Source organism: Clostridium transplantifaecale (assembly GCF_900626075.1).
Lineage (GTDB): Bacteria > Bacillota > Clostridia > Lachnospirales > Lachnospiraceae > Otoolea > Otoolea transplantifaecalis.
In genome coordinates, this window is the sequence record NZ_UYZY01000003.1 from 314,656 (window position 1) to 340,948 (window position 26,293).

21 protein-coding genes and 2 pseudogenes are annotated in these 26,293 nt (G+C 45.8%); 18 read left to right on the top strand and 5 right to left on the bottom strand.

The genetic code is table 11. From position 1 onward, the window contains the following. The first annotated feature begins 182 nt into the window (after nucleotides 1–182). The 13 genes and pseudogenes from EJL91_RS12960 (at nucleotide 183) to EJL91_RS13035 (ending at nucleotide 17,333) form a co-directional block, all read left to right on the top strand. Nucleotides 183–3,578: an nSTAND3 domain-containing NTPase gene (locus EJL91_RS12960; protein WP_125142393.1), complete on the top strand. Its 3,396-nt coding sequence runs from the start codon at nucleotides 183–185 to the stop codon at nucleotides 3,576–3,578. Between the two features lie 140 nt (nucleotides 3,579–3,718). Further along, nucleotides 3,719–5,035, top strand: a complete 1,317-nt coding sequence (locus EJL91_RS12965) for an MATE family efflux transporter (protein ID WP_243125334.1) — start codon at nucleotides 3,719–3,721, stop codon at nucleotides 5,033–5,035. After that, on the top strand, nucleotides 5,032–5,622 hold the full coding sequence (locus tag EJL91_RS12970) for a DUF3877 family protein (protein WP_125142394.1): 591 nt from the start codon (nucleotides 5,032–5,034) through the stop codon (nucleotides 5,620–5,622). Before EJL91_RS12965 ends, EJL91_RS12970 begins: the two co-directional genes overlap by 4 nt. Nucleotides 5,623–5,869: 247 nt before the next feature. Next, a pseudogene (locus EJL91_RS25375) lies at nucleotides 5,870–6,526 on the top strand (hypothetical protein); the annotation flags it as partial. Nucleotides 6,527–6,874: 348 nt separating this feature from the next. Then, nucleotides 6,875–7,666, top strand: a pseudogene (locus EJL91_RS12980) (YdcF family protein). A gap of 963 nt (nucleotides 7,667–8,629) precedes the next feature. Continuing rightward, nucleotides 8,630–9,703, top strand: coding sequence for a helix-turn-helix domain-containing protein (locus tag EJL91_RS12990; RefSeq protein ID WP_125142396.1), 1,074 nt, complete (start codon nucleotides 8,630–8,632; stop codon nucleotides 9,701–9,703). A gap of 49 nt (nucleotides 9,704–9,752) precedes the next feature. Further along, on the top strand, nucleotides 9,753–10,508 hold the full coding sequence (locus tag EJL91_RS12995; protein ID WP_125142397.1) for a M23 family metallopeptidase: 756 nt from the start codon (nucleotides 9,753–9,755) through the stop codon (nucleotides 10,506–10,508). A gap of 165 nt (nucleotides 10,509–10,673) precedes the next feature. Further along, on the top strand, nucleotides 10,674–11,183 hold the full coding sequence (locus EJL91_RS13000) for a GNAT family N-acetyltransferase (RefSeq protein ID WP_125142398.1): 510 nt from the start codon (nucleotides 10,674–10,676) through the stop codon (nucleotides 11,181–11,183). 376 nt (nucleotides 11,184–11,559) lie between these two features. Then, nucleotides 11,560–12,354 carry an AraC family transcriptional regulator gene (locus tag EJL91_RS13010; RefSeq protein ID WP_125142400.1) on the top strand — a complete coding sequence of 265 codons (795 nt, stop codon included), beginning with the start codon at nucleotides 11,560–11,562 and terminating at the stop codon, nucleotides 12,352–12,354. A 68-nt stretch (nucleotides 12,355–12,422) separates the two neighbouring features. Then, on the top strand, nucleotides 12,423–12,884 hold the full coding sequence (locus tag EJL91_RS13015) for a hypothetical protein (protein ID WP_125142401.1): 462 nt from the start codon (nucleotides 12,423–12,425) through the stop codon (nucleotides 12,882–12,884). A 787-nt stretch (nucleotides 12,885–13,671) separates the two neighbouring features. Further along, nucleotides 13,672–13,935 (top strand): DUF6870 family protein, encoded by a 264-nt coding sequence (locus tag EJL91_RS13025; RefSeq protein WP_125142402.1) that lies wholly within the window; start codon nucleotides 13,672–13,674, stop codon nucleotides 13,933–13,935. A gap of 119 nt (nucleotides 13,936–14,054) precedes the next feature. Continuing rightward, a complete protein-coding gene (locus tag EJL91_RS13030; protein WP_125142403.1) occupies nucleotides 14,055–15,746 on the top strand; it encodes a recombinase family protein in 1,692 nt (563 codons plus the stop codon). Between the two features lie 15 nt (nucleotides 15,747–15,761). Then, nucleotides 15,762–17,333: a BclA C-terminal domain-containing protein gene (locus tag EJL91_RS13035; protein WP_164516841.1), complete on the top strand. Its 1,572-nt coding sequence runs from the start codon at nucleotides 15,762–15,764 to the stop codon at nucleotides 17,331–17,333. 271 nt (nucleotides 17,334–17,604) lie between these two features. Here the strand turns inward: EJL91_RS13035 and EJL91_RS13040 are convergent, their stop codons facing one another. Then, nucleotides 17,605–17,802 carry a helix-turn-helix transcriptional regulator gene (locus EJL91_RS13040; protein WP_125142785.1) on the bottom strand — a complete coding sequence of 66 codons (198 nt, stop codon included), beginning with the start codon at nucleotides 17,800–17,802 and terminating at the stop codon, nucleotides 17,605–17,607. Continuing rightward, the gene (locus EJL91_RS13045; RefSeq protein WP_125142404.1) at nucleotides 17,789–18,160 is read right to left on the bottom strand and encodes a DUF3796 domain-containing protein; all 372 of its coding nucleotides are present in this window, start codon (nucleotides 18,158–18,160) and stop codon (nucleotides 17,789–17,791) included. The genes EJL91_RS13040 and EJL91_RS13045 overlap by 14 nt, the downstream gene beginning before the upstream one ends. Nucleotides 18,161–18,387: 227 nt before the next feature. On the opposite strand from EJL91_RS13045, the gene EJL91_RS13050 reads away from it, so the two are divergent. The 5 genes from EJL91_RS13050 (at nucleotide 18,388) to EJL91_RS13070 (ending at nucleotide 23,795) form a co-directional block, all read left to right on the top strand. Further along, complete coding sequence (locus EJL91_RS13050) at nucleotides 18,388–18,897, top strand: DedA family protein (RefSeq protein WP_125142405.1); 510 nt, start codon at nucleotides 18,388–18,390, stop codon at nucleotides 18,895–18,897. 40 nt (nucleotides 18,898–18,937) lie between these two features. Beyond that, entirely contained in the window at nucleotides 18,938–20,218 is a 1,281-nt protein-coding gene (locus EJL91_RS13055) for a glycosyltransferase (protein WP_125142406.1), read from the top strand. 93 nt (nucleotides 20,219–20,311) lie between these two features. Continuing rightward, nucleotides 20,312–21,307: an SPL family radical SAM protein gene (locus EJL91_RS13060; protein WP_125142407.1), complete on the top strand. Its 996-nt coding sequence runs from the start codon at nucleotides 20,312–20,314 to the stop codon at nucleotides 21,305–21,307. A gap of 259 nt (nucleotides 21,308–21,566) precedes the next feature. After that, complete coding sequence (locus tag EJL91_RS13065) at nucleotides 21,567–23,081, top strand: DUF1538 domain-containing protein (protein ID WP_125142408.1); 1,515 nt, start codon at nucleotides 21,567–21,569, stop codon at nucleotides 23,079–23,081. A 3-nt stretch (nucleotides 23,082–23,084) separates the two neighbouring features. Beyond that, the gene (locus EJL91_RS13070) at nucleotides 23,085–23,795 is read left to right on the top strand and encodes a P-II family nitrogen regulator (protein WP_125142409.1); all 711 of its coding nucleotides are present in this window, start codon (nucleotides 23,085–23,087) and stop codon (nucleotides 23,793–23,795) included. Nucleotides 23,796–23,815: 20 nt separating this feature from the next. On the opposite strand, the gene EJL91_RS13075 is transcribed toward EJL91_RS13070, so the two are convergent. From EJL91_RS13075 to EJL91_RS24605, 3 genes are all read right to left on the bottom strand, one after another. Beyond that, nucleotides 23,816–24,418, bottom strand: coding sequence for a cytidylate kinase-like family protein (locus EJL91_RS13075; RefSeq protein WP_125142410.1), 603 nt, complete (start codon nucleotides 24,416–24,418; stop codon nucleotides 23,816–23,818). Beyond that, nucleotides 24,411–25,745 carry an MATE family efflux transporter gene (locus EJL91_RS13080; protein WP_125142411.1) on the bottom strand — a complete coding sequence of 445 codons (1,335 nt, stop codon included), beginning with the start codon at nucleotides 25,743–25,745 and terminating at the stop codon, nucleotides 24,411–24,413. Before EJL91_RS13080 ends, EJL91_RS13075 begins: the two co-directional genes overlap by 8 nt. 333 nt (nucleotides 25,746–26,078) lie before the next feature. Continuing rightward, complete coding sequence (locus EJL91_RS24605) at nucleotides 26,079–26,249, bottom strand: hypothetical protein (RefSeq protein WP_164516842.1); 171 nt, start codon at nucleotides 26,247–26,249, stop codon at nucleotides 26,079–26,081. Nucleotides 26,250–26,293: the final 44 nt, after the last annotated feature.

Sequence of the window (26,293 nt, forward strand, 5' to 3'; positions counted from 1 at the left end):
ACGACGGGGTTTGAATCTGTTTTGGAGGCGTCCCGCAGTCGGGCCGCCTCCTTTTCGATATCGTTTACACCGTGGTTTTGATATGATACAATAAAAGAACACAGGTTCGCAGATACAGGGGCGGCAGTTACGGTAAATCAAGCCGGTAAATTCCCTTTTTAGAAAGCAAAGGAAGACTGAGCATGAGAACATACGATTATAATGAAAAATTGAGCTGGGCCGATTTTCAGAATCTGGCGTGTGAAGTGGTTCAGCAGCGTGAGCATGTCCGGCTTCAGACGTTTAAGGATACCGCTGACGGCGGGGCCGACGGACTGTGGTTTGACGAAACATCCACACTGGTGGTGCAGGCCAAAAAGTATAAGGACTTTAAGACATTATACAGGGAACTTAAAAACATTGAGCTTCTAAAGGTTAAAAAGCTGAATCCGGACCGCTATATCCTCGTTGTCTCACTGGAACTGGGGAAACATGAGGCCGATAAGATTTATCAGCTGTTTGAGGGGTATATCAAAACCAGCGGGGATCTTATCACGAAGAATGAGCTGAACCGCCTTCTGGCGGAAAAGGAATACAGCCGGATTGAGAAGGATTATACCAGGCTGTGGCTCCCTGACACGTCCGTCATAGAGGAGGTTCTTTCCGAGATTGTCAACAAGGGCGCGCGGAACCGCAATACGAACGCTTACCGCAAGGCTCTCGGTACCAGCAGGACCTTTGTCCAGACACAGACTTACAACCATGCGCTGGCTAAACTGAACGCCAACCATACGATCGTGATTTCGGGCGAGCCGGGGATGGGGAAGACGACGCTGGCTTATATTCTTGCGCTGGAATTCCTGTCTGTGAGGGGGTATGAAGGATTTATCTGGGCCGAGACAATAGAGGAGATTGAGGCCGGATGGGAGTACTCCGATCAGAGGCAGGTGTTTATTCTGGATGACTATTGGGGCAGCACATTCCACAAAGAGACTGGGAGAAAGGCTACAAGGAAGCTGGAGGAGCTGATTTACCTGGTAAAGGCCGATGAAAATAAAAGGCTGATTATTACGTCCAGGGAGTATATTGTCCAGCAGGAGATCAGCGGGAGCCCGGAGCTTAAGGACATCGTAAGCAGGCTGAAGCTGGAATGTGTCCTGAAGGATTACAGCGCTGCCGAGAAAGCGAAAATCCTGTTCGCCCATCTGTATGCGTCGGAGCTTGAGACGGAATATCTGGAGGACATTTTATTTCACTGTGATAATATTGTTGAAAATAAGGGATACAGCCCGCGTATCATAGAGAAATTTTTAAAACAGAGTGCCTGTGAGGAGTTTTCACCGCAGGAGTACACGGAGGAACTGCTGGGATATCTGGACTATCCGGAGAATTTCTGGAATGAAATATTTATGGAGCTTACGGAGGAGGCGAGAATGATCGCCCTGATCATCGCGATCTCCTATGTACCGATCAGTCTGCACGATATCAGAAATACGTTCGGAAAGTATGTTCAGTTGTATGCGGCCGGCCGGAAATTGAAGCCCTTTGAGGCATGCATCTCCGAGCTGGAAAAAACCTTTGTTACGACGTATTGGGACGAAGAGATTCTAATCACATTTGATAACCCGTCTAACATTGATTTCCTGTTCTCTTTTCTGGAAAAGAACCAGGAATATTATATTCCGAAACTATGCAGGTCGGCTTCCTTTTACAACCAGCTTCTGATGCTCCTGGAGCGGGATCTCTGCAAGGATGAGGAACTCATACGGGAGATTGAGCAGAGGGCTGTCGATGAATTTTATAACCTGCCGATGAAGCTTTCCGATTTTGGGGAAATTGAGATCGGGGAATCCGATATTGACGAGGGAAGTCACTGGGCCGGCCGGGCCTTTCAACTGCTGCGCGTCTCGAAGCTCTGTAAAAGGGGACCGGTGTGGTATTTCATCCGTGAGTTTGCCGATACGTTTTTTGAGCAGTTGGGCCGGAATGGGTCATTTGACGGAGTGGATGAGCTAATCGATTTTACCGGCTTGGTGCAGTTATGCGAAAAGAAAGGAATGCGTCTCAACGGGCGGGAAATCATGGAGCAGTATTGGTCCTGTTCATTCCTGGCCACACATTATGCATACTTTTTTGAGTTAGGCAAGATCTATCCGAACGAGTTTGAAGAACGGCGTGAGAGCTACGTTCAGTTTATGAAAAAGAACATCAAGGATATCATTCTTTATAGCCTTGATTACCTGGATGAGCTTGACTATCCCTGGCAGATGGACATGCTGGTGGATGATGTCCCGCGTATTCTAAAGGAATTCGGCCTCAGATACACACAGAAATATAAGATGCAGATTAAGCTGATCGCCGGACGGTATTACGAGGAGATTAAAAGAGACAAAAATTTCGATCATTCTTCCGACTGGACGCCGGAGCCGGAAGAGGAGGACTACGGTAAGGCCAAGCGGGAGGGGTATGAACTGCTGCTGGGGGAAAAGGAAGGAGCGCTCGATAGGGAAGAGTGCACGGAGCTTATCAGAAAGCTTAAGTTTTGTCCGGAGATGGAAGCGGAGCTGCTCTCCATTGTAGAGAGCGGAGAACCCTGGTATATCAGTGAGATGCTGGAAACCGAGGAGATGCTCTCGGCGGTAAAAGATATGACGGACAGTATAGGCCTCAAAATGATACCCCGCAGTGTGGATATCTTCATGAATCTGCTTATTTATCAGATACTGGATGGGGATGCTGATATCGCAGACGCCTTTTTGGGCTTTTGTACCGATTACATGCTGGATCTTTTGCTCTGCAATGTGAACTCACGGGTCAGTGAGACAAAATTCAGAAAACTGGAAAACTATGAAAAATACGTCGCCGGGAATCAGGAGCTGGAAGAACTGCTGCTTAGGACCGTTCTTGTGAAAAATGGAAAGTGGGTCGGGACCCGGAACGAGCTGCTCATGATATACTGCTGCGGCAGAGCCCTTGTGAATGGAGAAGATTTTGACAGAGGGCTTTTCTTTGAGTATGAGACGCTGCTTTCGGACTCTTTTGAAAATTACCGGGACGGCAGTCGGGCGGTTTATAGTCCTGTTTTGAATGGCGGTTTTAAACGCAATTTTGAATGGGAACGGCAGCTTGCCCTTTTATTCCGGGAGTTGGATAAAGAACGGTTTTACCGGAATTATGTGATTCCTCAGGTGGAACAATTTCTGGACGGTTACAGGCGGGGAGAAGAGCGCATAACCGGCTTTCTGAAAGAAATCCGTCTGCAGATTAAAACCGGGCGGGACGATGAGATTTACAGTGATGCGATGTCGGTTACTGATGTAATTATTCTGGTTGAAAATCTGGAGATAGCCCAAATAACCGGTGTGTTTAAAGATAAACTGACAAAGAAGGAAATAAAGTGTCTGACAGGCAGAAAGTCCATCTGCAATAAGCAAAAAGATAAGACGGTCATCTCCGTATTTCAGGAGAATAATGTGGAATTTTTGAAAAAATGCGGTGTTTATCGTATTGTCGATGAATTCTTCAATGATTTAGAATGTTTTGTAGAGCAGTCCCCAATCCGGACCGGGCTGCAGGACGAGTTACAAAACGGGTTATAAACCAAAAAATTCTCAGCCGTAATATTTTGTTTTGCGTATTTATGCGGAGTGTTTTGTTATAATAGTTCCATTCCGCCGGATGGGCAGGAAACTGATTCTGAATTTTGTCCGGTGAGTTTTTGTACAGAGGAGAAATAGGCATGGATGAGACACCGGTATGGAAGCAGTTAATCAGGCTGTCGGCCCCGGTTATGCTGGCATTGTTAATTCAATCGATTTATAACATCGTGGACAGTTATTTTGTTGCAAGGTATTCGGAGGAGGGGCTGACGGCCCTGTCTATTATATTTCCGATCCAGCTTTTGATGACGGCCCTGGCTACGGGCACGGGAGTGGGAATTAATATCCTGATTTCAAGGCTGGATGGGGAAGGTGAGACAAAGTCGCAGAAAAATATTATAGCGGCCGGATTCCTGTTGAGCGTATTGGGCGCTCTGCTTTTTATCTCCGCGGGAATGCCGGGGATCAGAATTTATTATCAGGTATCATCGGCACAGGCGCTTGTGAGGGAATACGGGATTCAGTATGCCCAGATTATATTTGCATTTTCACTGGGAATGTTTATCGAGGCGGCCGGAACAAAGGTATTGCAGGCCAGGAGTAATATGGTGCTGCCCATGTTCGCCCAGGTGGCGGGCGCGGCGGTGAATATCTTCCTGGATCCCATCCTGATATTCGGTTATTTCGGCTTTCCTGTGATGGGGATCAGGGGAGCGGCTGTTGCAACCGTGCTCGGACAGTGGACAGCCATGGCGATCGTGATGGCCGGATTTCTCAGACGGTATCCCATACCCTTTGGGCGGGTGAATCTGCATTGCTGCACCAGAGTCCTGAGGGCGGGAGCGCCTTCCATTATCATGCAGTGTCTGTATACGGTTTACATAGTGGGACTGAACCTGATTCTGAAAATTTTTTCCGAGGATGCGGTTACTGTGCTTGGAATCTATTATAAACTTCAGACCTTCTTTTTTATCCCGCTTTTAGGACTTCAGCAAGTTATACTGCCTCTGATCAGTTTCAGTTACGGCGCGGGGAGAAAGGACCGGGTGGACAGTATCCTGCGTTGTTCTTTTGCACTCTCAGGAGTGATTATGATAGCCGCGGCCGCGTGCTTTATGGCCATGCCGGAATTTTTACTGCGTATTTTTTCATCCAGGCCGGAGATTCTGGAAATCGGCGTCACCGCCTTCAGAATCATAGCGCTGAGTTTTATCCCGTCGGCCTTCGGGCTGATTTTTGTGGTCTATTTCCAGGGGGTGGACAGGGGAAAAGAGAGTATCTTCCTCATTTTGCTGCGACAGGTTGCTCTGCTTGTACCTGTAGCCTGGGCGCTGCATTTTCTGGGGCTGAACCGAGTATGGTTCACATTCCCCATCACGGAAGTGATCGTAGTGGCGGCATGTCTGATTTTCTATAAAAAACGGAAGCCGTTTAACGGCAGAACAGGAGAAATATGACGACAGAGTTTTTGCGGCAGCATATTTTTGATACTATAAAAGAATGGCAGATGAAAATCGGGAGCCGTGAGGAGAGTATCAGGCTCTATTATCCCGCAGCTTCCCTGATTAAGCTGCTGAGGTTTGAGGATGTGGCGGGAGACAAGAAGCCTGAGGGTGAAGCCGGACTTGGTGAACTTGACGGAGCGCTTCTGATTTTTGCTCAGGATGCCGAACCGTTGCTTGGAAAGATTCGGTTTTCAAGACAGGGGGAGCGGTACTGTATCGAGGTACCGGAAAAAGGATGCGCTTATATAGCCGATGCTGTTTCGGAACCGGAATTTCTGAAACGCTTTCTGTCCGTCATTACGGCGAAAGACAGTACACTGGAACAGATACGGGCGTGTTTCCGGGATTTTGCCGGAATGCATGAGCTTGGATATACAGAAGAGGATAGAGAAGGGGAGGGAGTCGGCCATGTGTTTTATTTCAGCAGCGGGGTTCCGGAACCTTATATTTATTGCGTGGAGGAGGACGAATTCGGTCTGACTTACCACCGTTTTACCAGAGAGGACTACGAAGACCTTTCCGGAGAGGACACTCACTGAGCTGTGAGGCAGGGGCAGTCCGGCAGGTAGTTGGATTCATACACATCTTTTAGGACAACAACATATTATGGCATTAGCAGTACAAACTGCTGACTAATAAGGATGTGATAATATGAATTGTAATGATAATTGTAGATTTGACAATACGAATACAAACTTTTTTACGCAGGGTGAAAATCTGGTTTTACGAAACCAGGGACTTTGCCCGGGAAATTTCCCGGAGCCAAGGTGTGGAAAGTGCTGTCAGGGGCCAACCGGTCCCAGAGGCTGTCCCGGCCCGATGGGTCCAAGAGGATGCCCAGGGGAACGGGGTCCCAGAGGCCCACAGGGGCCGACTGGTCCGACCGGCCCCAGAGGTCCGCAGGGTCCGATAGGTCCTCAGGGACCGCAGGGATTCCAGGGTCCAACCGGGCCAACGGGTCCAACGGGAGCCACCGGGGCAACTGGAGCGACGGGAGCTATGGGGTTAAGAGGTGTTACAGGCGCGACCGGCCCGACAGGAGCTACCGGCCCAACTGGAGCGACGGGAAATACTGGAGCCGCCGGAGTTACCGGTCCAACGGGAGCAACCGGAAATACGGGAGCTACAGGTCCGACTGGAGCTACTGGAAATACTGGTGTAGCAGGTCCAACAGGTCCGACCGGAGCGACCGGTGCTAACGGAGCAACGGGGGGCACAGGTCCAACTGGCCCAACGGGAGCAACAGGAACAGCGGGGGCAGCCGGAGCGACAGGCCCAACCGGCCCGACTGGAGCGACCGGAACAGCGGGAGCCGCCGGAGCAACCGGAGCCACAGGCCCAACTGGAACAGCGGGAGCCGCCGGAGCAACCGGAGCCACAGGCCCAACGGGAGCGACTGGAACAGCGGGAGCTGACGGAGCAACCGGGCCCACAGGCCCAACCGAGCCAATCATAATAAGAAAATGGCTAAATACACGTTATATTACATGGAGCGGCTGGACATTAATGAGGCGGAGGAACACTGTCTCTTGTCGGCAACGGCATTAAATCTAAAACGGATGGTAAACTGTCTGGAGTAACGCCAAGAGGCGTTCTTTTTTTGCTCTATTCCTCCCCTTACTCCTCATTCTTTCTTCATGAGTAAGATTTCACAGGGCTTTGTCAACACCTCGAACTTGGCCCGAAGATTGACGTGTTGTTCCGACTATTGTATACTTGCTTTGAAATTAATACGTATGCTTTTAGCAGATAAGGCGTACTCAACAAATTAGAATTTTTGGGGAGGACTTTATGGATAAACAAGTTGCAGATAATATAAATATTCTGGGAAATTTTTGTGGAAAAAGAGATATTGGAGAATTAACAACAGCAGCCTTACAAAACAAATATGGGATAAGCCAAGTGGACATTATGGTTTTGTTTGGTGGTAGTATCCTTTGTGGGGGAGATATTCTTGCTCAGGCAATAAAAAACGGTATTGCAAAAAAATATGTTATTGTAGGCGGCTTTGGGCATACGACAGAGACCTTACGTTAAAAAGTGCATAAAGAATATCCGATGATTATTACAAAAGACTTGTCTGAAGCTGAAGTTTTCAATAAATATCTGAAAACGGTCTATCATTTAGAAGCAGATTATTTAGAAACAAAATCAACAAACTGTGGAAATAATATTATCTACTTGCTGGAGCTGTTAAAACAGCATTCTATTCATTTTAAGAGCATCCTATTATGTCAGGACGCGACGATGCAGCATCGTATGGAAGCTGGACTTCGTAAATATATAGAAGAAGATGTAACGATTATCAATTATGCCGTTTACAAAGCTACAGTTATTACACAGGACGAAGAACTGGCGTTTTCAACAGATATATATGGTATGTGGGACGTAAATAAATATGTGGAATTATTGATGGGAGAAATTCCGAGACTTTCAGATAATAGTGATGGATATGGGCCAAATGGAAAAAACTTCATCTGCCATATTGAGATACCTTATGAAGTAAGACAAGCATTTGAATATCTGAAAAATGCATACGGAGTGGCTATTAGAGAAGCTAATCCACTCTATGCATCAAAATGACAACTTCCAGTTTGTCGGACTAAAAATCTGAAGTTTTGCATTTCTTGTTTTCCAGGGATAGAATATAAAGAAAAAAGCCGGCTTTTTAGCGTGAAATTTTTAGGAGGTGCTTCCCCTTTAGATTTCACGCTATTTTTGTTGGTAATGTCAGCAAAGAAGTATTTTTATGAATACAAAAAACAAAATGGCAACAATGCCCATTCGTCCACTACTATATACCATGGCTGTTCCACTGATGATGTCTTTACTGATTCAATCTTTGTATAACATTGTGGATAGTATGTTTGGTGCAAGATTATCTGAGGAGGCGTTAAATGATTCCAGCATTAAGGATCATCGCTGTTACATTTATGCTAGCAACGACAACCATTCTGAGTGGCTATTTTGCATCTGGCCTTGGAAATGGAACTCCTTTACAGCTTAGTTAGAACCAAAAGTCTGTTGCGCACGTTTGTATTGGAAAATAAGGTAGAAAAAATTGAATCCCATTCAGCAATTAGTATGCTTGGAATTACTTGTTTGGCTTGAATTTGCCTTGTCGGTAATAGATAAAGCAGAAACGCTCTTACTAGCTCCCGGCTATCGCGGAGTTTCTGATTGGGCTTTTAGACGAGCTGAACGATTCCCTCCGGCGGTTCATCACAAGCTGACAGGCCGGAGCTTTAGGCCAATTTGGCCCGAGGTTTGGCAGGGGTAGGGGCTGGCCCCAACAAGCGGGATTTTTCAGGTTTCGGCGGAGGCCGGAACATGGAAAATTCGCAAGTGTATAGACACTTGCATCGCTTGCCGCTTAGCGGTAGACTGATAGACGCATAATAGTAAGTACATATCATCAGTTTTGGTATTTAACTAATAAGCAAATTTTTTACTTATTAAGTTAGCTACGGCGTTATTGTACACCTTTACAAGATTTGCTATGATTATTATACAAACCTTTATCTATAATTATTTAGGAGACTGTCAATGAAAATAAATCAGATTATACGAGAAAAGCGCAAACAACAAGGTTTAACGCAAGAGCAGATAGCTGAATATTTAGGCGTGTCTACTCCATCTGTAAGCAAGTGGGAAAAGGGGAATACATTCCCGGATATAACAATTTTACCAGCATTAGCAAGGCTGCTGAAAACAGATCTAAATACGTTATTATCTTTTAAGGAGGATTTAACGGAGATTGAAATTCAGCACATATCCGTTGAAATATATGAACTGATTAAGGAACAAGGATTCGATATCGCGTTTCAAACTGCCATGCAAAAAATTGCTGAATACCCGACTTGTGAACGATTGATTTACACGGTTGCATTTGACCTAAAAAACGCTTTGGAGCTATTTGCAATAGAAGGCAAAGGGACTTATCAAGAAGATCTTAAAAAGCTCTTTGAGCGGCTTATCAAAAGCGAAAATTCTATGATTAGTAATCAAGCTATTTCTATATTAATTGAAAGTCATTTGGAATGTGGAGAATATCAACGTGCAGAAGATTTAATTAAGCAACTTCCAGATTCCGCTCTTGACCAAAAGAGAATGTTGGCGAGGTTTTATATGGAACTTGAACAATACGAGGATGCCTCAAAGATTTACGAGACAAAACTTGTGGAAACCGTAGCTGAAATGCAGGCTATTTTAATGGGTATGACAAGGGTAGCAATCCGTGATAAAAGATTTGACGACGCGCAATACTATGCTGATAAATATGAAATCTTAACGAAAGATTTTGAGATTATGGACTGTATCTCACACGCAGCCCATCTTGAACTTGCTATCAGTATGAATAATGCACAAGAGTGTCTTTCAATCTATAAAGAAGCACTCAATATCATACAAAAAAAATGGGATATAAACCAATCTCCATTGTATAAGCACCTTGAATTATCAGAAACACAAATTAAAAATTATAATACTGATTTGTTACCTGCAGTTATAACAGAAATGGAAACAGAAAAAGAGCTTTCGTTTTTGCGGGATACACCAGAATATAAAAGTCTATTGGCAGAATATAAAATGAGGTTTTACGCGAACAGAAATAAACATTAAAAAATCCTGCCTATTAGACGGGAGAGGCAGAATAGGAGATATCTACTTGATGAAAAGTGCCAAGATGATACAAGCATTAAAACAGGTTCAAGGACTCCTTGTATTGAAATATAAATATCAAGGAAATTTTCCTAATATTGAAAATTACCATTCACAAATAAAATATTCATTACCATTTAGCGGAAAATGGTTTGTCGCAAGTGGTGGTGTTACGAAAAAAACTTCTCACTCGTGGGAAATTCCTACACAAAGATATGCTTATGATTTTATTATATTAGACAAAATTGGAAATAGCTTTCGTGGAGAAGAAACAGAAGTGGAATCATTTTATTGTTACGGTAAAGATATTTTAGCCCCGGCAGATGGCATTATTGTAGAAGTTTACGCCGGAAATCCGAACAGCAATATTACGAAGGATAGAACTGTTTCATGTACTGCCTGTGATATACGAGGCAACTATATCTTGATTTGTCATTCAAATAATGAATATTCATTATTAGCTCATCTTAAACCGAATAGCATAATTGTATCGGTCGGACAATCTGTAAAAACCGGAGAGAAAATTGCTGAATGTGGAAATTCTGGCAATACAACAGAACCTCATCTTCACTTTCAAATACAGTTGGGAAGGAGCTTCTATTCTTCTCCAGGTTTGCCCATAAAATTTGAAAACATAATAGTTGAAGATACTCCAAATTATATAAACTTTGATGATAGTCACTTGAATAAACAAGATACAAGTTTTTATCCGCCGTATATAGAAGTCGGACAAACAGTTGGTAATATAAATTGTAATCCTAAATAATACTATAAAATTTAGTTTATTGTGCTGCCGATATAGCACTTCGAGCCAAGTTGGCCGAAGTTTGACGGATTGTTCTGGCTATTGTATACTTGATTTAAAACTAATAGGTACGTCTTTGGCGGAGAAGACGTACCTATTAGATTATAAATTGTTGAGGTATGTGACATGCTTGAAACGAAAGACCTGATCCTTGATAAAGCTGAATTTCCTGATTGGAAAGGAATGTATAAAAATGTCTGGTGTCATTCTGAGTGTGCGAAATATATGGCATGGCAGGTCACCCAAAATGAAGAAGATGCAAAAATAAGAATCCAAAGAACCATAGAATTTCAAAAAACACATGATACATATGTAGTCTATGAAAAAGCAACAGGAGAAGCGATTGGATTTGCTGGTGTCGAAAAGTTGACAACTGATGTATTTATGGAGACAGGAATATGTCTTGGTATCGATTATCAGAGAAAAGGTTACGGTACACAAATACTTAAATGTCTGATTAAATACTGTAAAGAGCAGTTTCACGCAAAAGAATTTATTTATTCAACAAGAGAAAACAATGAGGCTTCTAAAAGATTAGCTTTTTCTTTGGGGTTTGGACTCAAGATTTCAGAAGAAAAAACAGATGAAAGAAGTGGGCAGGCCTACATATTACAAAGGTACAGTTTAACACTATAGTAGGTGCTTGGGGACTGATTTATAGCGCCTTATTGGTAAATGCGTACTAGAAATATTCTTATTTAGAGAGGAAAAAGCGCTTTGGCTTTTTCCTCTTCTATGGACTTCGGGCCAAGTTGGCCCGAGGTTTGGCAGGGTTAGAGGCTGGCCCCAACATGCGTGATTTTTCAGGTTTCGGCGGAGGCCGGAACTTGAAAAATTCACAAATGTATAGACATTTGTATCGCTTGCCATTTAGCGGGCAGGCTAAAATCACGCAAAATTGTTCAGTCAGATTAAACCTTGGCAATGTGCTATAATACATAAAATTGGGCAAGAATTTGCAAGAAAGCTTTTCTGCGGTTTGTTATAATGGAACCAGAATAGGAGTACTTCAATGAAAAGTTATGGAAATATTTATTTGGATAAAGAGCTTAATATTGAGGCTTTTGAGGTTAAGGGTTATGCTGATGTATTCCCTACTCATTCGCATGAATACTATGAGTTTGGGTATCTCATATCTGAGGGGGTACGCGATGTTGTCTACATGGGAAATAACTTCCCTTTTAGTAAGGGTGAAATGGTTATGTTTAATCCCAATGAGTTTCATGGTTGCAGGGGGGAGTCCGACATGGATTTTTTGAGCATACATATTCCCTTGCCAGTGATACAAAAGGTTTTTGAAAAGGAAATATACCCGCTATTCTCTCCTTGTATCGCAACTGATAGTGCTGTAATCGGCCATTTTCTTAATCTGCATAGGTTAATTAAAGAGAGAGGGCCATTGTTTGAACGAGAGGAAAAATTATACTTCTTTCTTGATGTGATAATACACCGGTACAGTTCGGCAGATTTGTACACAATGATTGGTGGTAATGAACACAAAATAGAACAGATATGTGATTATTTAGACGCTAACTATGCTAAAAACTTGTGTCTTGATGATTTGAGCAGACTATTTGGCTACAGTAAATTTTATATATTACGAGAGTTCACAAAATACCGTAGCATTTCTCCATATAGCTACCTTGAAAATGTACGGATTAATAAAGCCAAAAAGCTGCTTGAGGCTGGAGTATCATTAGCTGATATAGCATTTGAAACAGGGTTTAGTCACCAAAGCCATTTTACAAATGCGTTTAAGAAGTATATGGGCATAACTCCTAAACAATATGCAACGACATACAAGTGACTTCGGCCAACCTGGCATGAAGTACTTAGAATTTGTAATAGAACTTATTTATACTGGAGGAATTACCAATGCAGGATTTTTTTGAAGCATTAGCAAGTGAAAGTAAAAACACAGCTTTACCAGAAGAGTTCAATTATTTTGGAAAACTGATCGGTAGTTGGGCAATAGACTATATTGAGAGTAGCAATTCCCTTGCAATTAAGGGCGAATGGCATTTTTCATGGGTTCTTGAAGGAATGGCTATTCAGGATGTTATTATTCTGTCTGATTATGAATATGGGTCATCACTGCGTATCTATAATCCCGGCACACACGCATGGGATGTAGTTTATGGTTATATCGGGAAAATAATACGGCTTGAAGCGAAAAAACAAGATAACATGATAGTGCTTACCTACATCAACGATGAAAGAAGAAAGTGGATTTTTACTAAGATTGAGGAGAAGTGTTTTCATTGGAAGAATGTTACTGTACAAGATAATAGTGAATGGTATATAAACGCAGAAATATTTGCCAAACGTATCAAGTAACCATAGACTTTAACGAGGTGAGAAAATGATAACAGGATATTACTGCACAAATATTTTTTCTAGGCAAGCGAAAGAACTTATAGCTTTTTATACCGAGGTATTAGGAATACCCTTTATTAAGACAGATATGGACGAATGAAAGGGGGGTTATCTTGGCTTTACAGAAAAAGCTCCCACTCTTTGTATATGGGATTGTAAAATATTCGACGCACAACCTAGGGCACATCAATCATTTGTTTTTCAGTTTGTCGAACCGGTTTGCTGCGCCTCATTGGAAAAGGGTATGATAAAGTCGCCCTTTTTAGAGGACACGGAGGTTCAAGGAGAGGAGCATCGTGAAGTTCTTTATTCGATCTAATCAGACAAACTTCTACTTCTCAAAAAAAGCCTGACCACTTATGTCCATAACTGTGTCCTTCCGTTTACCTATACACATCATTTAATAAGAACTAATAGCGTTTGTTCTTACGCTCGTTTGGCCTTGTGCCATTCGGGCGATTTTCTTTTTCTATGGGCAGCTTCGGGCCAACTTGGCCCGAGGCCTTTATCAGGCAGGGGCGGCCCCGGTGCAGTTCCCCGTCTATCTCCATTTTGGTTTCTCTGTCTATCCACAACCGAAATGGAGGTCTACTATGTCAAAAATCAAATTGCGAGAATTTTACCCGTTCTATCATGCATCAGGCCGTGAGCCGCCGCAGGTATTGAGAACACCTTGGCCGCCCTTTGTCATTTCCTCATAGGACAATCAGGGAATGACATACACATGGAAGAAAGGGGGCGGATATCCATGCAAAATCAAATTCATTTATCGGAGCTCGCGGGCGTTGATATAACGGCAGTCAACAAAGAGGACTTAGTTGACGTGTCCGGGCTGGCCTTCGATAACACGGTTCCGAAGGAACAGCGGGCGGCGCAGGTGCTCCGCAAGGTAAAAAATCCGTACTGCTTTCGGGTGGGCGACATGGGCGTAAAGCTGGAATTTCAGGATAGCGCCCCGCCCCTTGAGGATTGTTTTACCGACTTCCTGAAACGCAAAAAAAGCGGCCTGTAACAGTGTTCAGGCCGCTTATGTCGGCCTACGGACAAGATTTGCAAAGGCCGGGCAACATTGTTCACTCCACCTATAAATGGTATAATATAGGTGTAAAGTGATAAGGGAAGGAGGTTCACATGGCGCGAAAGAGCCGTGTTATCACTGAAACTCAAAAGCAGGAAAGTGCAAAATCATTTGAATGGAAAATCGGTATTTATATCAGACTTTCCAAAGAAGATTTAAGAAATAACGATGAATCCGAAAGTGTAACCAACCAGAGAAAAATCAATCTGGAATTTGTAGAAGAAAAGTTCTGCAACGAAAAGTATATCATTTATGATATTTATGTAGACGACGGACGCTCTGGAACGACGGAGGACACACGCCCTGATTTTCAAAGATTATCAAAAGATATTCGTGAAGGTAATGTTAATTGCGTTGTTTGTAAAACTCTCGCCCGGGCTTTTCGCAACTATGCAGACCAAGGTAAGTTTCTGGAACAATATCTCCCTACATATGGCTGCCGCTTCATTGCATTTGGCAATCCCTATGTTGACACATTCACCAATCCAGACTGTATGCAGAACATGGAAATCCCGATAAACGGCCTTATGAATGACCGCTATGCGGCCAGAACGTCAGAAGATGTGCGTAAGACGTTTCGGACAAAACGCAACAACGGAGAGTTTATTGGTGCATTTGCTCCATATGGATATTTGAAAAATCCAGAAAACAAAAGCGCATTTATCATTGATGAAAAAGCCGCAGAAATTGTAAAAGAGATATTCGAGAAATACCTGTCCGGCATGAGTAAGCTCGCCATTGTACGATACTTAAACGACCATAGTATCCCCTGTCCGACTGTTTACAAACAAAAGTGTCTGGGCTTGAAATACCAAAATCCCCATAGCGATCCGACCCAAAATCCTCTTTGGAGTGAAAAGACAGTTGGTAGTATACTAAAAAATCAAATGTACTGTGGTGATATGGTACAGGGGCGTTCCCGTATAAAGAGTTACAAAGTCCATATTCAGGAGCAGGTTCCAGAGGAAGAATGGTTTATAAAAAAGAATAAGCATAAACCAATTATTGACTGGGAAACGTTTGAAAAAGTCCAGCGGCTATTGAAGAAAGACACTCGTACTTCGCCCCAAAATGATACCCTATATTTGTTCAGCGGTTTCTTACAATGTGCAGATTGTCAAAAAGCTATGATAAGAAGCAAAGTAAAAGGGAACGTTTATTATTATTGCTCTACTTATAAGAGACGTTCAAAAAAAGCCTGTACGAAACATTCCATTAAGCATGAACGCTTGGAAACGGCTGTCCTGTTTGCCATTCAGCAGTATGTATATCTGGCAATCGACTATACAAAGACCATAGAGCAGATAAACAGGGCTCCAATCATCAAAAGTCAGGATAAGAAATTATTGGAGGCAATTACCCAAAAGGAGCGGGAGCTGGCAAAGGTAATTCGATATAAGCAGGCTATTTATCAGGATTGGAAAGACAATGAGATTAGTCAGACCGATTACCTCCGTATGCGGGAAGATTATGAGAAGCAGGAAAAAGATATAAATGCAACAATTAAGAAATTGCAAGACGAGAGAGCCGAACAGGAAAATGGGATGGATACCGAGAATCCATTTCTGATGGCTTTCCGAAAATACGAAAATGTCACCACACTATCAAGGGAAATTTTAATTGAACTGGTTGACAATATAATAGTTTATGAAGGCGGTAATATCAGTATTGTTCTTCGCTTTGCTGATGAACTCCGCCGGATGCAGGATTTCATTGAAGTCAACACCCATTCCGAAGCGGTTTGATTGACCGCATTTTAATTGATAGTTGGTTTTCTTATTATCTATGGCGCCACCGGAGCGACAGGAGCGACCGGAACAGCGGGAGCCGCCGGAGCGACAGGTCCGACCGGAGCGACAGGCCCAACGGGAGCGACCGGAACAGCGGGAGCTGACGGAGCAACCGGGCCCACAGGCCCAACCGGAGCGACCGGAGCGACAGGCCCAACCGGTTCGACAGGAACAGCCGGAGCAGATGGAGCGACAGGCCCAACCGGTCCGACCGGAGCAACGGGAACAGCGGGAGCCACCGGTCCAACCGGAGCAACGGGAACAGCCGGAGCAACAGGCCCAACCGGCCCGACCGGAGCGACAGGAACAGCGGGAGCCGCCGGAGCAACAGGCCCAACCGGCCCGACCGGAGCGACAGGAACAGCGGGAGCAGATGGAGTGACAGGCCCAACCGGTCCGACCGGAGCGACTGGAACAGCGGGAGCCGCCGGAGCGACAGGTCCAACCGGCCCGACCGGAGCGACAGGAACAGCGGGAGCCGCCGGAGCAACCGGCCCGACCGGAGCGACCGGAACAGCGGGAGCCGCCGGAGCGACAGGCCCAACCGGTCCGACCGGAGCGACTGGAACAGCGGGAGCCGCTGGAGCAACAGGCCCGACCGGAACAGCGGGAGCCGCTGGAGCAACAGGCCCTACAGGCCCAACCGGAGCAACGGGAACAGCCGGAGCAACCGGGCCAACAGGTCCGACAGGTGCAACTGGAACAGCGGGAGCCGTCGGAGCAACCGGGCCAACAGGTCCAACCGGAACAGCGGGAGCCGCTGGAGCGACCGGCCCTACAGGCCCAACCGGAGCCACGGGAACAGCCGGAGCAACCGGGCCAACAGGTCCGACAGGTGCAACTGGAACAGCGGGAGCCGTCGGAGCAACCGGGCCAACAGGTCCAACCGGAACAGCGGGAGCCGCTGGAGCGACCGGCCCTACAGGCCCAACCGGAGCCACGGGAACAGCCGGAGCAGCCGGGCCAACAGGTCCGACAGGTGCAACTGGAACAGCGGGAGCCACCGGAGCCACAGGCCCAACCGGAGCAACTGGAACAGCGGGAGCCACCGGAGTCACAGGCCCAACAGGAGCAACGGGAACAGCCGGAGCGACAGGCGCCACAGGAGCGACAGGTCCAACAGGAGCGACAGGCGCGTCAGTGACCAGCAACAGTATGAATGCCACCAACACGACGGGAGCAACGATTGCAGTTATTCTGGGCGGTACGGATGTGCCGCTGCCGAACGTACAGGTATTGGACGGATTTACTGTGAATGCAGCAAACACGACATTTACCGTACCGGCCACAGGAACCTATATGGTTTCTTACAGGGTTTCCACAACGGCGGCTTTACTGATGTCCTCCCGCGTACTGCTCAACGGAGTAACGCTGGCAGGTTCCGCCTTTGCCCCGATTGTATCGGTCAACGCGTTTGCCGCAACGACGTTTGCCGCACTTGCAGCAGGCGATACACTGGAACTTCAGCTCTTCGGTCTGCTGGGGGCTGCGGTTCTTCAGGGAGGCAACGGAGCCACACTTACAGTGATAAGGCTTGTTTAAACAGGGTACTGAGGATATGGAAATGAACGGAGCCGGAGAAATTTAAAAAAAACTAATTTGATAATTATTACCAAAAAGTGAGTCAAGAAAAAGGAGCAGTCCGCTTTCAGAAAAGGCCAACAGCCTGAACGCAGGAAGCGGGCTGCTTCTATGATTGATGAAATTTTTATGCCGCATTATAACTTCTGACAGAGTGTTTTTGGAAAGTCATGCGTTATTGCCGTATAACCAGCAGTAAGCGCAAACGGCAGAGCGTATTTGCAAATATGTTCTAATTTGTTACTTCAAATATATCCTCAATTGTACAGCCAAATACTTTTGCAATATTCCAAGCCAGCACAAGAGACGGATTATATTTTCCTTTTTCAAGATTTCCAATAGTTTCTCTTCGGACACCTACTCGTTTGGCTAAATCTTCCTGCTTCATATCATATTTGGCGCGGTATTCTTTAATCCTATTCTTTATCATTTCCTGCAACCCAACTTTCTCTGAATCTGAAATACCCAATGGAAAAGCCATGTACGGCGACAGAAACGCCCCAACCGGAGGCAAAACCGGTTAAGAGAGCAGCGTTCCCCTCCCGGCCGCCAATGAAGAAACAAACCAGGGTGATAATGGCGGTGGTTATCATACCGCAGTAAAATGCCGTCGAAGCCGACTGGTTCATATATTCTTCCAACATTTCATCTGATTTGATAAATAAATATTGAAATTCAACAATAAAAGCAAAAAAAGCCAAAAACTCTCTGTTTTCAGTAAAGACTCCAATAAATCCCAACAGCGAAAGCAGTCCTGTGAATCCGCATAAATTACGCCTTAATTTCATTATTATTAACCCCTTTTATGTGATGTATTTATAACTTTATGATAGAAATATATCACACGATTATTGAAATGTCAAGATACGCGTCAAAATACAAGATAAATACAAAGGCGAGGAAAAGCAACACACGAGTTTATTATTTTTTTATCATCTCTTTCATTTTTCTTTGTTTTTTTCTACACACGTACTTTTGTTTTCTTCGATATCCTCTTTTATAAGGAGGAGTCAAAATGGACATTCAGACATTAACAAGTTTTTTTCTACAATACGGAGCCATATTTATTTTCCTGATTGTACTGTTTGAGTACCTGAATCTTCCAGGTTTCCCGGCCGGGGTGATTATGCCTATGGCTGGAATCTGGGCGGCTAAGGGGAATATCAGTTTTCTGGCAGCCATGGTGATTACGGTCAGCGCCGGGTTATTGGGCAGTTGGATTTTATATTTTTTTGGAAGAATCGGCGGTGCGCTCTTTTTACCCTGGTATGTGAAGCGCTTCCCAAAACAGGAACTTCTTATTCAAAAGAATCTTGAACTGCTTCGGAAAAAAGGAGCAGCAGGGGTATTTATCAGCAAACTGATTCCTATGATACGCACGGTAATATCAATTCCGGCCGGAATGATTAAAATGGATTTTCTCTCATACAGCATCAGCTCCGCAGGCGGGATTTTTATCTGGAATTTCGTGCTGGTAGGCGCCGGATACTGGATGGGAGATGCGGCTTTAAACCTGTTTACATAGCGGGCAGGGAAATGAGAAATAGACGCAGGAGGATGAATTTATGAAAATTGCAATGTTTACCAATAATTATAAACCGTTTATCGCGGGAGTGCCGATATCAATTGAAAGATTGTCGGAGGGGCTGAGAAATGCCGGGCACGAGGTATATATTTTTGCTCCCGACTATGGAAACTGCGGGGAAGAAAAGTATGTAATCCGGTACAGAACGCTGTATAAAAAGGATGAAACCGGGATTGTGGTAGGCAACTGTTTTGAAGGCAGGATAGAGAAGGAGTTTGCCAGACTCAGATTTGATGTAATCCATGTTCATCATCCCCTGCTGTCCGGGCATGCTGCCCTCTACCTTAGTAAAAAATATGGCATTCCGGTGGCATATACGTACCACACCAGATATGAGGAGTATCTGCACTACTTTAAGCCGTTTCAATCGTTTCAAGCGCCTGGTCCGGCACACCGTCAGGGCGGAGGGGGAAAGTTCGGCAGTGAGGCTCTGGTGCGTCAATATATAAAATCCTTTGCCAACTCCTGCGATCTGATATTTGCGCCCACAAAGATGATGCAGGACTGCCTGGAGAGCTACGGTACGGACACCGAAATCGGAATTCTGCCAACGGGTCTGGAGGACAGTTCCTTCCTGGAGGATCCTGAGGCTGCCAAAGCAATCAGGACACGGTATAAAGGAGATAAAACCTATCTGTTCAGCACAATAGCCAGGCTGGAAAAGGAGAAAAACCTGGACTTTCTGCTGAAAGGAGCGGCGGCCTTAAAACGGAGGATTGGAGACTGTTTCCGTATTATGGTGATCGGGGAGGGCAGCGAGCGCGGACATCTGCAGGAGCTGGCCGGACGTCTGGGAATCGGTGATAATATTATTTTTACAGGAAAAGTTGAAAACCGGAGAATTAAAGACTACCAGTTTGCCAGTGATCTGTTCCTTTTTGCATCCAAATCGGAGACACAGGGCATTGTCCTTCTTGAGGCCATGGCGGCGGGAACGCCGGTGATCGCGGTCAGGGCCAGCGGCGTATCGGATATTGTAGAAAACGGCTTCAACGGATACATGACCCGGGAAGATGCGGAGCAGTGGGCCGAAGCCGCAGGACAGGCTCTCTGTGGCAGGGAGCATTACCTGGCGCTTTGCAGAAATTCGGTGAAGACCGCTTCCGGCTTCCGTACCACGGAGATTGCGGCCATGGCGGAAGCGTATTATTATCAGATGATGGATCGTGACAGAAAGAAAAGAAGTTCGGAAGCGCTGATGCAGTTTCTTTTGTACCTGAATCCGCGCAACCTGTTTAAAGAAAATAAGAATATGATTTAAAGACAGACGGCCGTTATTATGATTTCCCTGAAAACGGCACATACTATCGGAAAACAAGATCCGTTATGTGCCAGTGGCCGGAAAGGGAAAGATATGAAATTTGATGCGGTATACTATGAACCGGACAGCCTGAATTATGTTTTAGGAAAGGAACTTAAGGAAAAATACGGTGATTTACCCTGGCTGCCTATTGCCAGCCATAATTCCATTAAGGAAATGCAGGAAAAGCCAAACTCGGAATTTGGAAAAATGAAGAGAAACCTGATAGTCGGAATCAGAAAAACCCACAAATACACAGAAAACCATAAGGTATCGGACTACCTGGTGCCCTACACATCATCAGGCTGCACCGCTATGTGCCTGTACTGCTATCTGGTGTGCAATTATAATAAATGCGCTTATCTCCGCCTGTTTGTGAACCGCGAGCAGATGCTGGGCCGCCTGATTAAAAAAGGACGGGAGAGCAGCAGTCCCGCCGTATTTGAAATCGGCAGCAACAGTGATCTGGTACTGGAAAACGTCATAACAGGAAACCTGCTCTATACAATCCCCAAATTTGCTGAGGAGGGGAGGGGAAAACTCACATTCCCGACCAAGTTCGATATGGTGGATCCGCTGCTGACTCTGGAACACAGGGGGAAAATCATCTTCCGCATGAGTGTGAATCCCCGGGAGCTCATCAAACGCATTGAAATCGGCACCTCGGGTCTGGCACAGAGAATCGGCGCGGTCAATAAGATGTGCGAGGCGGGATATCCCTGCGGGCTCTTAATTGCACCGGTGATTTTGACGGAAGGATGGAAAGAAATGTATACGGGCCTTCTAAAAGAACTGGAAGAGGGGCTGACCGCAAAGGTGAAGAAGCAGATGTTTCTGGAAATCATTTTGATGACCTATTCCTATGTGCACCGGGCAATCAACAGTGAGGCGTTTCCGGCCGCGCCCGACTTATACGACGGCGAACTGATGACAGGAAGGGGCAGAGGCAGATACTGTTACCGCGAGGATTCCAGAAAAGAGGCTGAAGAATTCCTGCGGTCGGAGATAAAACGAATCATGGGTGACGTGAAAATACTTTATATCAGTTAGAAAGAACGCAGAAAAGCGCAAGGACTTTTCTGCGTTTTTATCATGGCACTCCGAAGACAAGAGGCTTATCAAGGTTCCGATACACTCTGGGCGGCAATAATCTTAACGCGGGCTTAACACTTATATCTGGTATCTAAATGGACAGGTGACATAAAATATGGTACAATTATTTTAAGTTAGCGCCCAATAACAAGAGTGCGCCTGTAACCGTTAACCGGGTATCTTCTCAGGAGGTATTCATTCAGGAAAGGGAGGTTATTTGAATAAGAAATTAAAAGAAAAGATACAGGAATCACTGACGACAGTCCTTCCAATCACAACGGTGGTATTGCTGCTGAGCATATTTTTACTGCCGATTGACGTGGGTACTGTTGCCCTGTTTTTAACAGGAGCTTTTTTTCTGATAGTAGGCATGGGATTTTTCCAGCTCGGAGCGGAAATCACCATGATGCCTCTTGGAGAAGGCGTTGGACAGCACCTGGTGAAAACGAAGAATTTAGTAATCACAATTGTAGTCTGCTTTGTTGTAGGCGTAATTATCACGGTGGCGGAGCCGGATCTTCAGGTTCTGTCCAATCAGGTTCCATCCATCCCTAATGCAGTTCTAGTCTGGACCGTAGCGTTCGGCGTCGGTATTTTTACCATTGTTGCAGTTCTCAGAATCTTGCTGAATATCAGCCTTTTGAAAATTCTGATAGTTTTATACCCTGTGCTCTTCCTTGTCTCGTTTCTGGTGCCGGCGGATTTTACGGCTATCGCTTTTGATTCGGGCGGGGTGACCACGGGTCCGATGACGGTCCCCTTTATTATGGCTCTCGGTATCGGCTTTTCATCCGCTAGGTGCGATAAAAACAGCGACAGCGACAGCTTCGGGCTTGTAGCCCTGTGCAGTATCGGACCGATTCTCATGGTACTTCTTCTGAGCCTCTTTTTCCATCCCGGGGATGCATCATATGATATGACTGAAATTGCAGAGCTTTTTACGATGCAGGATGTGGTTCATCAGTTCATTATTGCCTTGCCTGCGCAGCTGAAGGAAGTATCGGTTATTATTTTTCCCATACTTCTTGTCTTTGTCATCTTTCAGTTATGTACGAAACAGTACAGAAAAAAACAGATTTTGCGTCTGCTGATGGGACTTCTGTATACGTTAATTGGAACGACCCTGTTTCTTACGGGCGTCAATACCGGGTTTGCGCCGGTTGGAACCCTGCTGGGGGCGGAACTGGCCGGAAGCCCGTTTAAGTGGATGCTTGTTCCCGTCGGGGCGCTGGTCGGATTCTATATTGTAAAGGCGGAGCCTGCGGTACAGGTCCTGAATAACCAGGTTGAAGACATTACAAACGGTACGGTATCCAGAAACTCGATGAACCGCTGCCTTTCAATCGGCGTTTCGGCTGCGGTCGCCCTGGCTATGGTCAGGATTCTGACCGGCGTCAACATATACTGGATTCTGATCCCGGGATACATACTTGCCCTTTTTATGGCAAAAAGAGTTGAACCCATTTTTGTGGGGATTGCCTTTGACTCCGGCGGCGTTGCCAGCGGCCCGATGACATCCACGTTCCTGCTCCCGATGGCGATCGGCGCATGTGTGGGCGTCGGAGGCAATATCACGACGGATGCATTCGGCGTGGTGGCGCTTGTTGCCCTGGCTCCGATTATTGCAATCCAGGCCACCGGCCTGGTTTACGCATACAAAGCAAAACGGCTGCCGGTTACGGCTGTCTCTGATGAGACAGATTATGAGTTCATCGATCTGGAGGAGGAATAGAAAATGGAAGGGCACAGCGACAGCTTGTTATTGAGAATGCTTGTGATTATCACTGATAAACCCGTTGAAAAGAAGGTAGTAAAGATACTGGACGACTTTCGTGTGAAGGTCAGATATCAGTTCCGGGGAAAAGGCACGGCAAGTTCGGAGTTTTTAGAAATCTGCGGACTCAGCGAATCCGGCCGTATCATAACGGCGGGTCTGGTACTGAAAGGCAGTGTGCACGGCGTATTTGAAGCGCTGGAAGAGAAATTAAAGATCAGGGAAAGAGGAAGAGGCATTGCATTCACGATCCCTGTAAACGGTCTTCAGAGCTATCTGCTCAAACAATTGGAGGAGGATCAGGCAGAGAACGTATGCGGGGATACCGAGAGAAAGGAGGAGGAGATGAAAGAAGAGCTGAAGGAAGAGATTTCATATGTTATGATATTTGCGGCCTGCAACCAGGGATACAGCGGGGAGGTAATGGAGGCGGCCAGGAGCGCTGGAGCCACCGGGGGCACGATTCTGAAAAGCAGAAGACAGGGACTGGAAGAACCCGTCAAATTCATAGAAGTCTCCATCCAGGAGGAACAGGAGGTCATAAGTATTGTTGTTCCTAAAAGTATTAAGAAGGAAGTAATAAAAGAAATCAGTGAAAAGTGCGGATGCCGGACTCCGGCGGGAGGAATCATTCTCTCCCTGCCGGTGGATGAGATTATCGGCTTATCATAAATTCCAGCCCATTTAACCCGTCATTTCAAAAGGTTTGCTATCGCGGGAATCCTGTCTTTAATCACCAGGTTCGTTGTATTGAAACAGAAATCATAGTTTGATTTATCACCCCACACCTGGCTGGTGTAAAAGCTGTAATACCGGGAGCGGTTTTTATCCACTTTCTGTATATGCTGTTTCAGCTCCTTGTCGGACAGGGATTCCTGCGGCTCGGCTTTTTCCCGGCAGCGTTTCATCTTGCTTTCCATGCCGGCATATACGAATATGCGGATGGGATTTTGTTCCTGCAGGATGTAATCGGCGCAGCGGCCCACGATTACGCAGTCTGATTTGTCGGCCATTTCCCTGATAATGCGGCTCTGTTCCTGGAAGATGGTGCAGTTCTGCTCCAGGATAATATTTTCCCTGGGGTAAAAGCTCCGGCCGATGGTGATAGGAAACATGGTGGCCGGGCGCTGTTCCACAACCTGACTGATGTACGTCTCCGACAGGGCCGTCCGCTTTGCAATTTCCGCAACAATCTCTTTGTCGTAATAGGCAATCCCCAGCTCCTCGGCAAGGCGGCGCCCCAGTTCGCGTCCTCCGCTTCCAAATTCACGGCCAACCGTTATAATTTTATTCATTGTCAATCCTCCCTGATAGTTTTTTCGTGTAGCTGCCGATAAGGGCGGCGACGGCCACAGCCACGACAGCTTCCGTGATCGGCATGGCAAACCAAAGAGAATTGGCTCCCGCCGTCAGCGGTAGTGTGTAAATCAAGATTCCGCTTATAATAAGCCCTCTGGAGACCGATACAAAGAAAGAGGCTCCCGGTTTCATCAGTGACTGGAAATAATAGGTGGAAAAAATATTCAGCGGAAGCAGCAGGAAAGAAATTCCGTAGCTTCTCATAATAAACGGCGCAATGCGGTAAATCTCATCGGTCGGAGCCATGAAAATCCGGATAAACCCGTTGGGGAAGGCAAATATCAGGAGAGTCCAGATGACGCTGAAGAAACATACGGAATAGAGCGCGTATTTCAGCGTGTCTTTAATGCGGTTCCACTTCCCTGCGCCGAAGTTGATGGAGAAAATCGGCTGTGACGCCTGCCCTACACTGTATGCGCAGCACTGTACAATTGTGCTGATGTTGACAATGACACCGTAGACAGACAGGGAACCGGCCCCCAGATACTTCATAATCTGACGGTTAAACAGCATGGTCAGGATACCCATGGCAATATCGATGAAAAAGGTGGAAAAACCAGTCACGATGATTTGTCTGAATTTTATCATAAACTGAACCGGTTTGTCTATTTTAAGCGTGTTTCTTTTTGAAAAGAAATGGGTGAGCATAACGGCAAACGTTATCAGCGCCCCGGCGGCCGTAGCCAGGCCGGCTCCCATAATCCCCATATCCAGCATAAAAACAAAGAAGTAATCCCCGAACACATTGAAGATTCCTCCCGACAGCACCGCAGCCGTAGCCAGGCCGGGATTGTTGTCGTTTCGCAGAAATGCCGCCAGCATCTGGTTAAACAGAAAGACCGGAACAATAAATTTAACCGGCAGAAGATACTGTTTGGCCAGTGGGAGAAGCGTCTCCTCCGCCCCGAACAGAAGCAGCATCTGTGTGTCAAAGAGTACGATGACAAACCAGCAGGCCAGTCCAAGCAGTAACGTGGAAATCAGGGACGTTGTGAAATACTGGTTTTCTTTTCCCCGATCCCCGCTGCCCCTGGCGGCGCTGAAAAGTACGGAACCGCCGATTCCCGTCAGCAGCCCGAGGCTGTAGATGATGTTCCAGACCGGCGCAACCACAGCCAGCGCCGCGGTGCCGCCGGGCCCCTGGTACTGGCCGACCATGGCCATATCCACAAGGCCGTAGATAGAGCTTATCAAGGCGCTGCCGAATGCGGCGCTCAGATACTTAAAATAGATGTTTTTTACATTTCCCTGTAACAGATTCATGTCGTTTTGTCCTCCTTTTACACAAAAAAAGCCGGACAGGATAACAGGCTTCTCAGCCTGTCACCTTATCCAGCTCATCATTTCCAAACGAATGACTCACCCTCCGAGTGAACAGTGGTTAGTATACTAAATGAAATCCTGAAAGTCAAGTGTTTTTCTGCGGCATATGCACTTCCTTCCAGCCGGGGCGTGAAACATGATAAAAACATGAAAACAGGGAGGAAACAGCGCCTTGAAAGAGCGGTTTCCTCCCTGTCATAAATCGTCTGAAGGAATTTACGGCAGCCGCCGCAGATCCTTCATCGTGTCCGTGTTATATCTTAAGAACCGTAATTATCTGCGGCCTGTAAGAGCTGACGTATAAGGCAGATTTCTGGCATCGCTGATGCCGAGCTGTCCTGCAATTCTTGAGAGAAGGAGTTTGCACTCCGCCTCGGAAAGAAGGTTTAAGTCTTTCTGTGACCGGGAAGCCGGTGCTGATGTAACGGAATTGTCTCTTTTCATAGGAATTCTCCTTTCATACCATGTGTTGTGGGGGTGAACAGTAA

Coding starts and splice junctions, on each gene's coding strand:
- EJL91_RS12960 (WP_125142393.1), top strand. CDS start 183: ATGAGAACATACGATTATAATGAAAAATTGAGCTGGGCCGATTTTCAG.
- EJL91_RS12965 (WP_243125334.1), top strand. CDS start 3,719: ATGGATGAGACACCGGTATGGAAGCAGTTAATCAGGCTGTCGGCCCCG.
- EJL91_RS12970 (WP_125142394.1), top strand. CDS start 5,032: ATGACGACAGAGTTTTTGCGGCAGCATATTTTTGATACTATAAAAGAA.
- EJL91_RS12990 (WP_125142396.1), top strand. CDS start 8,630: ATGAAAATAAATCAGATTATACGAGAAAAGCGCAAACAACAAGGTTTA.
- EJL91_RS12995 (WP_125142397.1), top strand. CDS start 9,753: ATGAAAAGTGCCAAGATGATACAAGCATTAAAACAGGTTCAAGGACTC.
- EJL91_RS13000 (WP_125142398.1), top strand. CDS start 10,674: ATGCTTGAAACGAAAGACCTGATCCTTGATAAAGCTGAATTTCCTGAT.
- EJL91_RS13010 (WP_125142400.1), top strand. CDS start 11,560: ATGAAAAGTTATGGAAATATTTATTTGGATAAAGAGCTTAATATTGAG.
- EJL91_RS13015 (WP_125142401.1), top strand. CDS start 12,423: ATGCAGGATTTTTTTGAAGCATTAGCAAGTGAAAGTAAAAACACAGCT.
- EJL91_RS13025 (WP_125142402.1), top strand. CDS start 13,672: ATGCAAAATCAAATTCATTTATCGGAGCTCGCGGGCGTTGATATAACG.
- EJL91_RS13030 (WP_125142403.1), top strand. CDS start 14,055: ATGGCGCGAAAGAGCCGTGTTATCACTGAAACTCAAAAGCAGGAAAGT.
- EJL91_RS13040 (WP_125142785.1), bottom strand. CDS start 17,802: ATGATAAAGAATAGGATTAAAGAATACCGCGCCAAATATGATATGAAG.
- EJL91_RS13045 (WP_125142404.1), bottom strand. CDS start 18,160: ATGAAATTAAGGCGTAATTTATGCGGATTCACAGGACTGCTTTCGCTG.
- EJL91_RS13050 (WP_125142405.1), top strand. CDS start 18,388: ATGGACATTCAGACATTAACAAGTTTTTTTCTACAATACGGAGCCATA.
- EJL91_RS13055 (WP_125142406.1), top strand. CDS start 18,938: ATGAAAATTGCAATGTTTACCAATAATTATAAACCGTTTATCGCGGGA.
- EJL91_RS13060 (WP_125142407.1), top strand. CDS start 20,312: ATGAAATTTGATGCGGTATACTATGAACCGGACAGCCTGAATTATGTT.
- EJL91_RS13070 (WP_125142409.1), top strand. CDS start 23,085: ATGGAAGGGCACAGCGACAGCTTGTTATTGAGAATGCTTGTGATTATC.
- EJL91_RS13075 (WP_125142410.1), bottom strand. CDS start 24,418: ATGAATAAAATTATAACGGTTGGCCGTGAATTTGGAAGCGGAGGACGC.
- EJL91_RS13080 (WP_125142411.1), bottom strand. CDS start 25,745: ATGAATCTGTTACAGGGAAATGTAAAAAACATCTATTTTAAGTATCTG.
- EJL91_RS24605 (WP_164516842.1), bottom strand. CDS start 26,249: ATGAAAAGAGACAATTCCGTTACATCAGCACCGGCTTCCCGGTCACAG.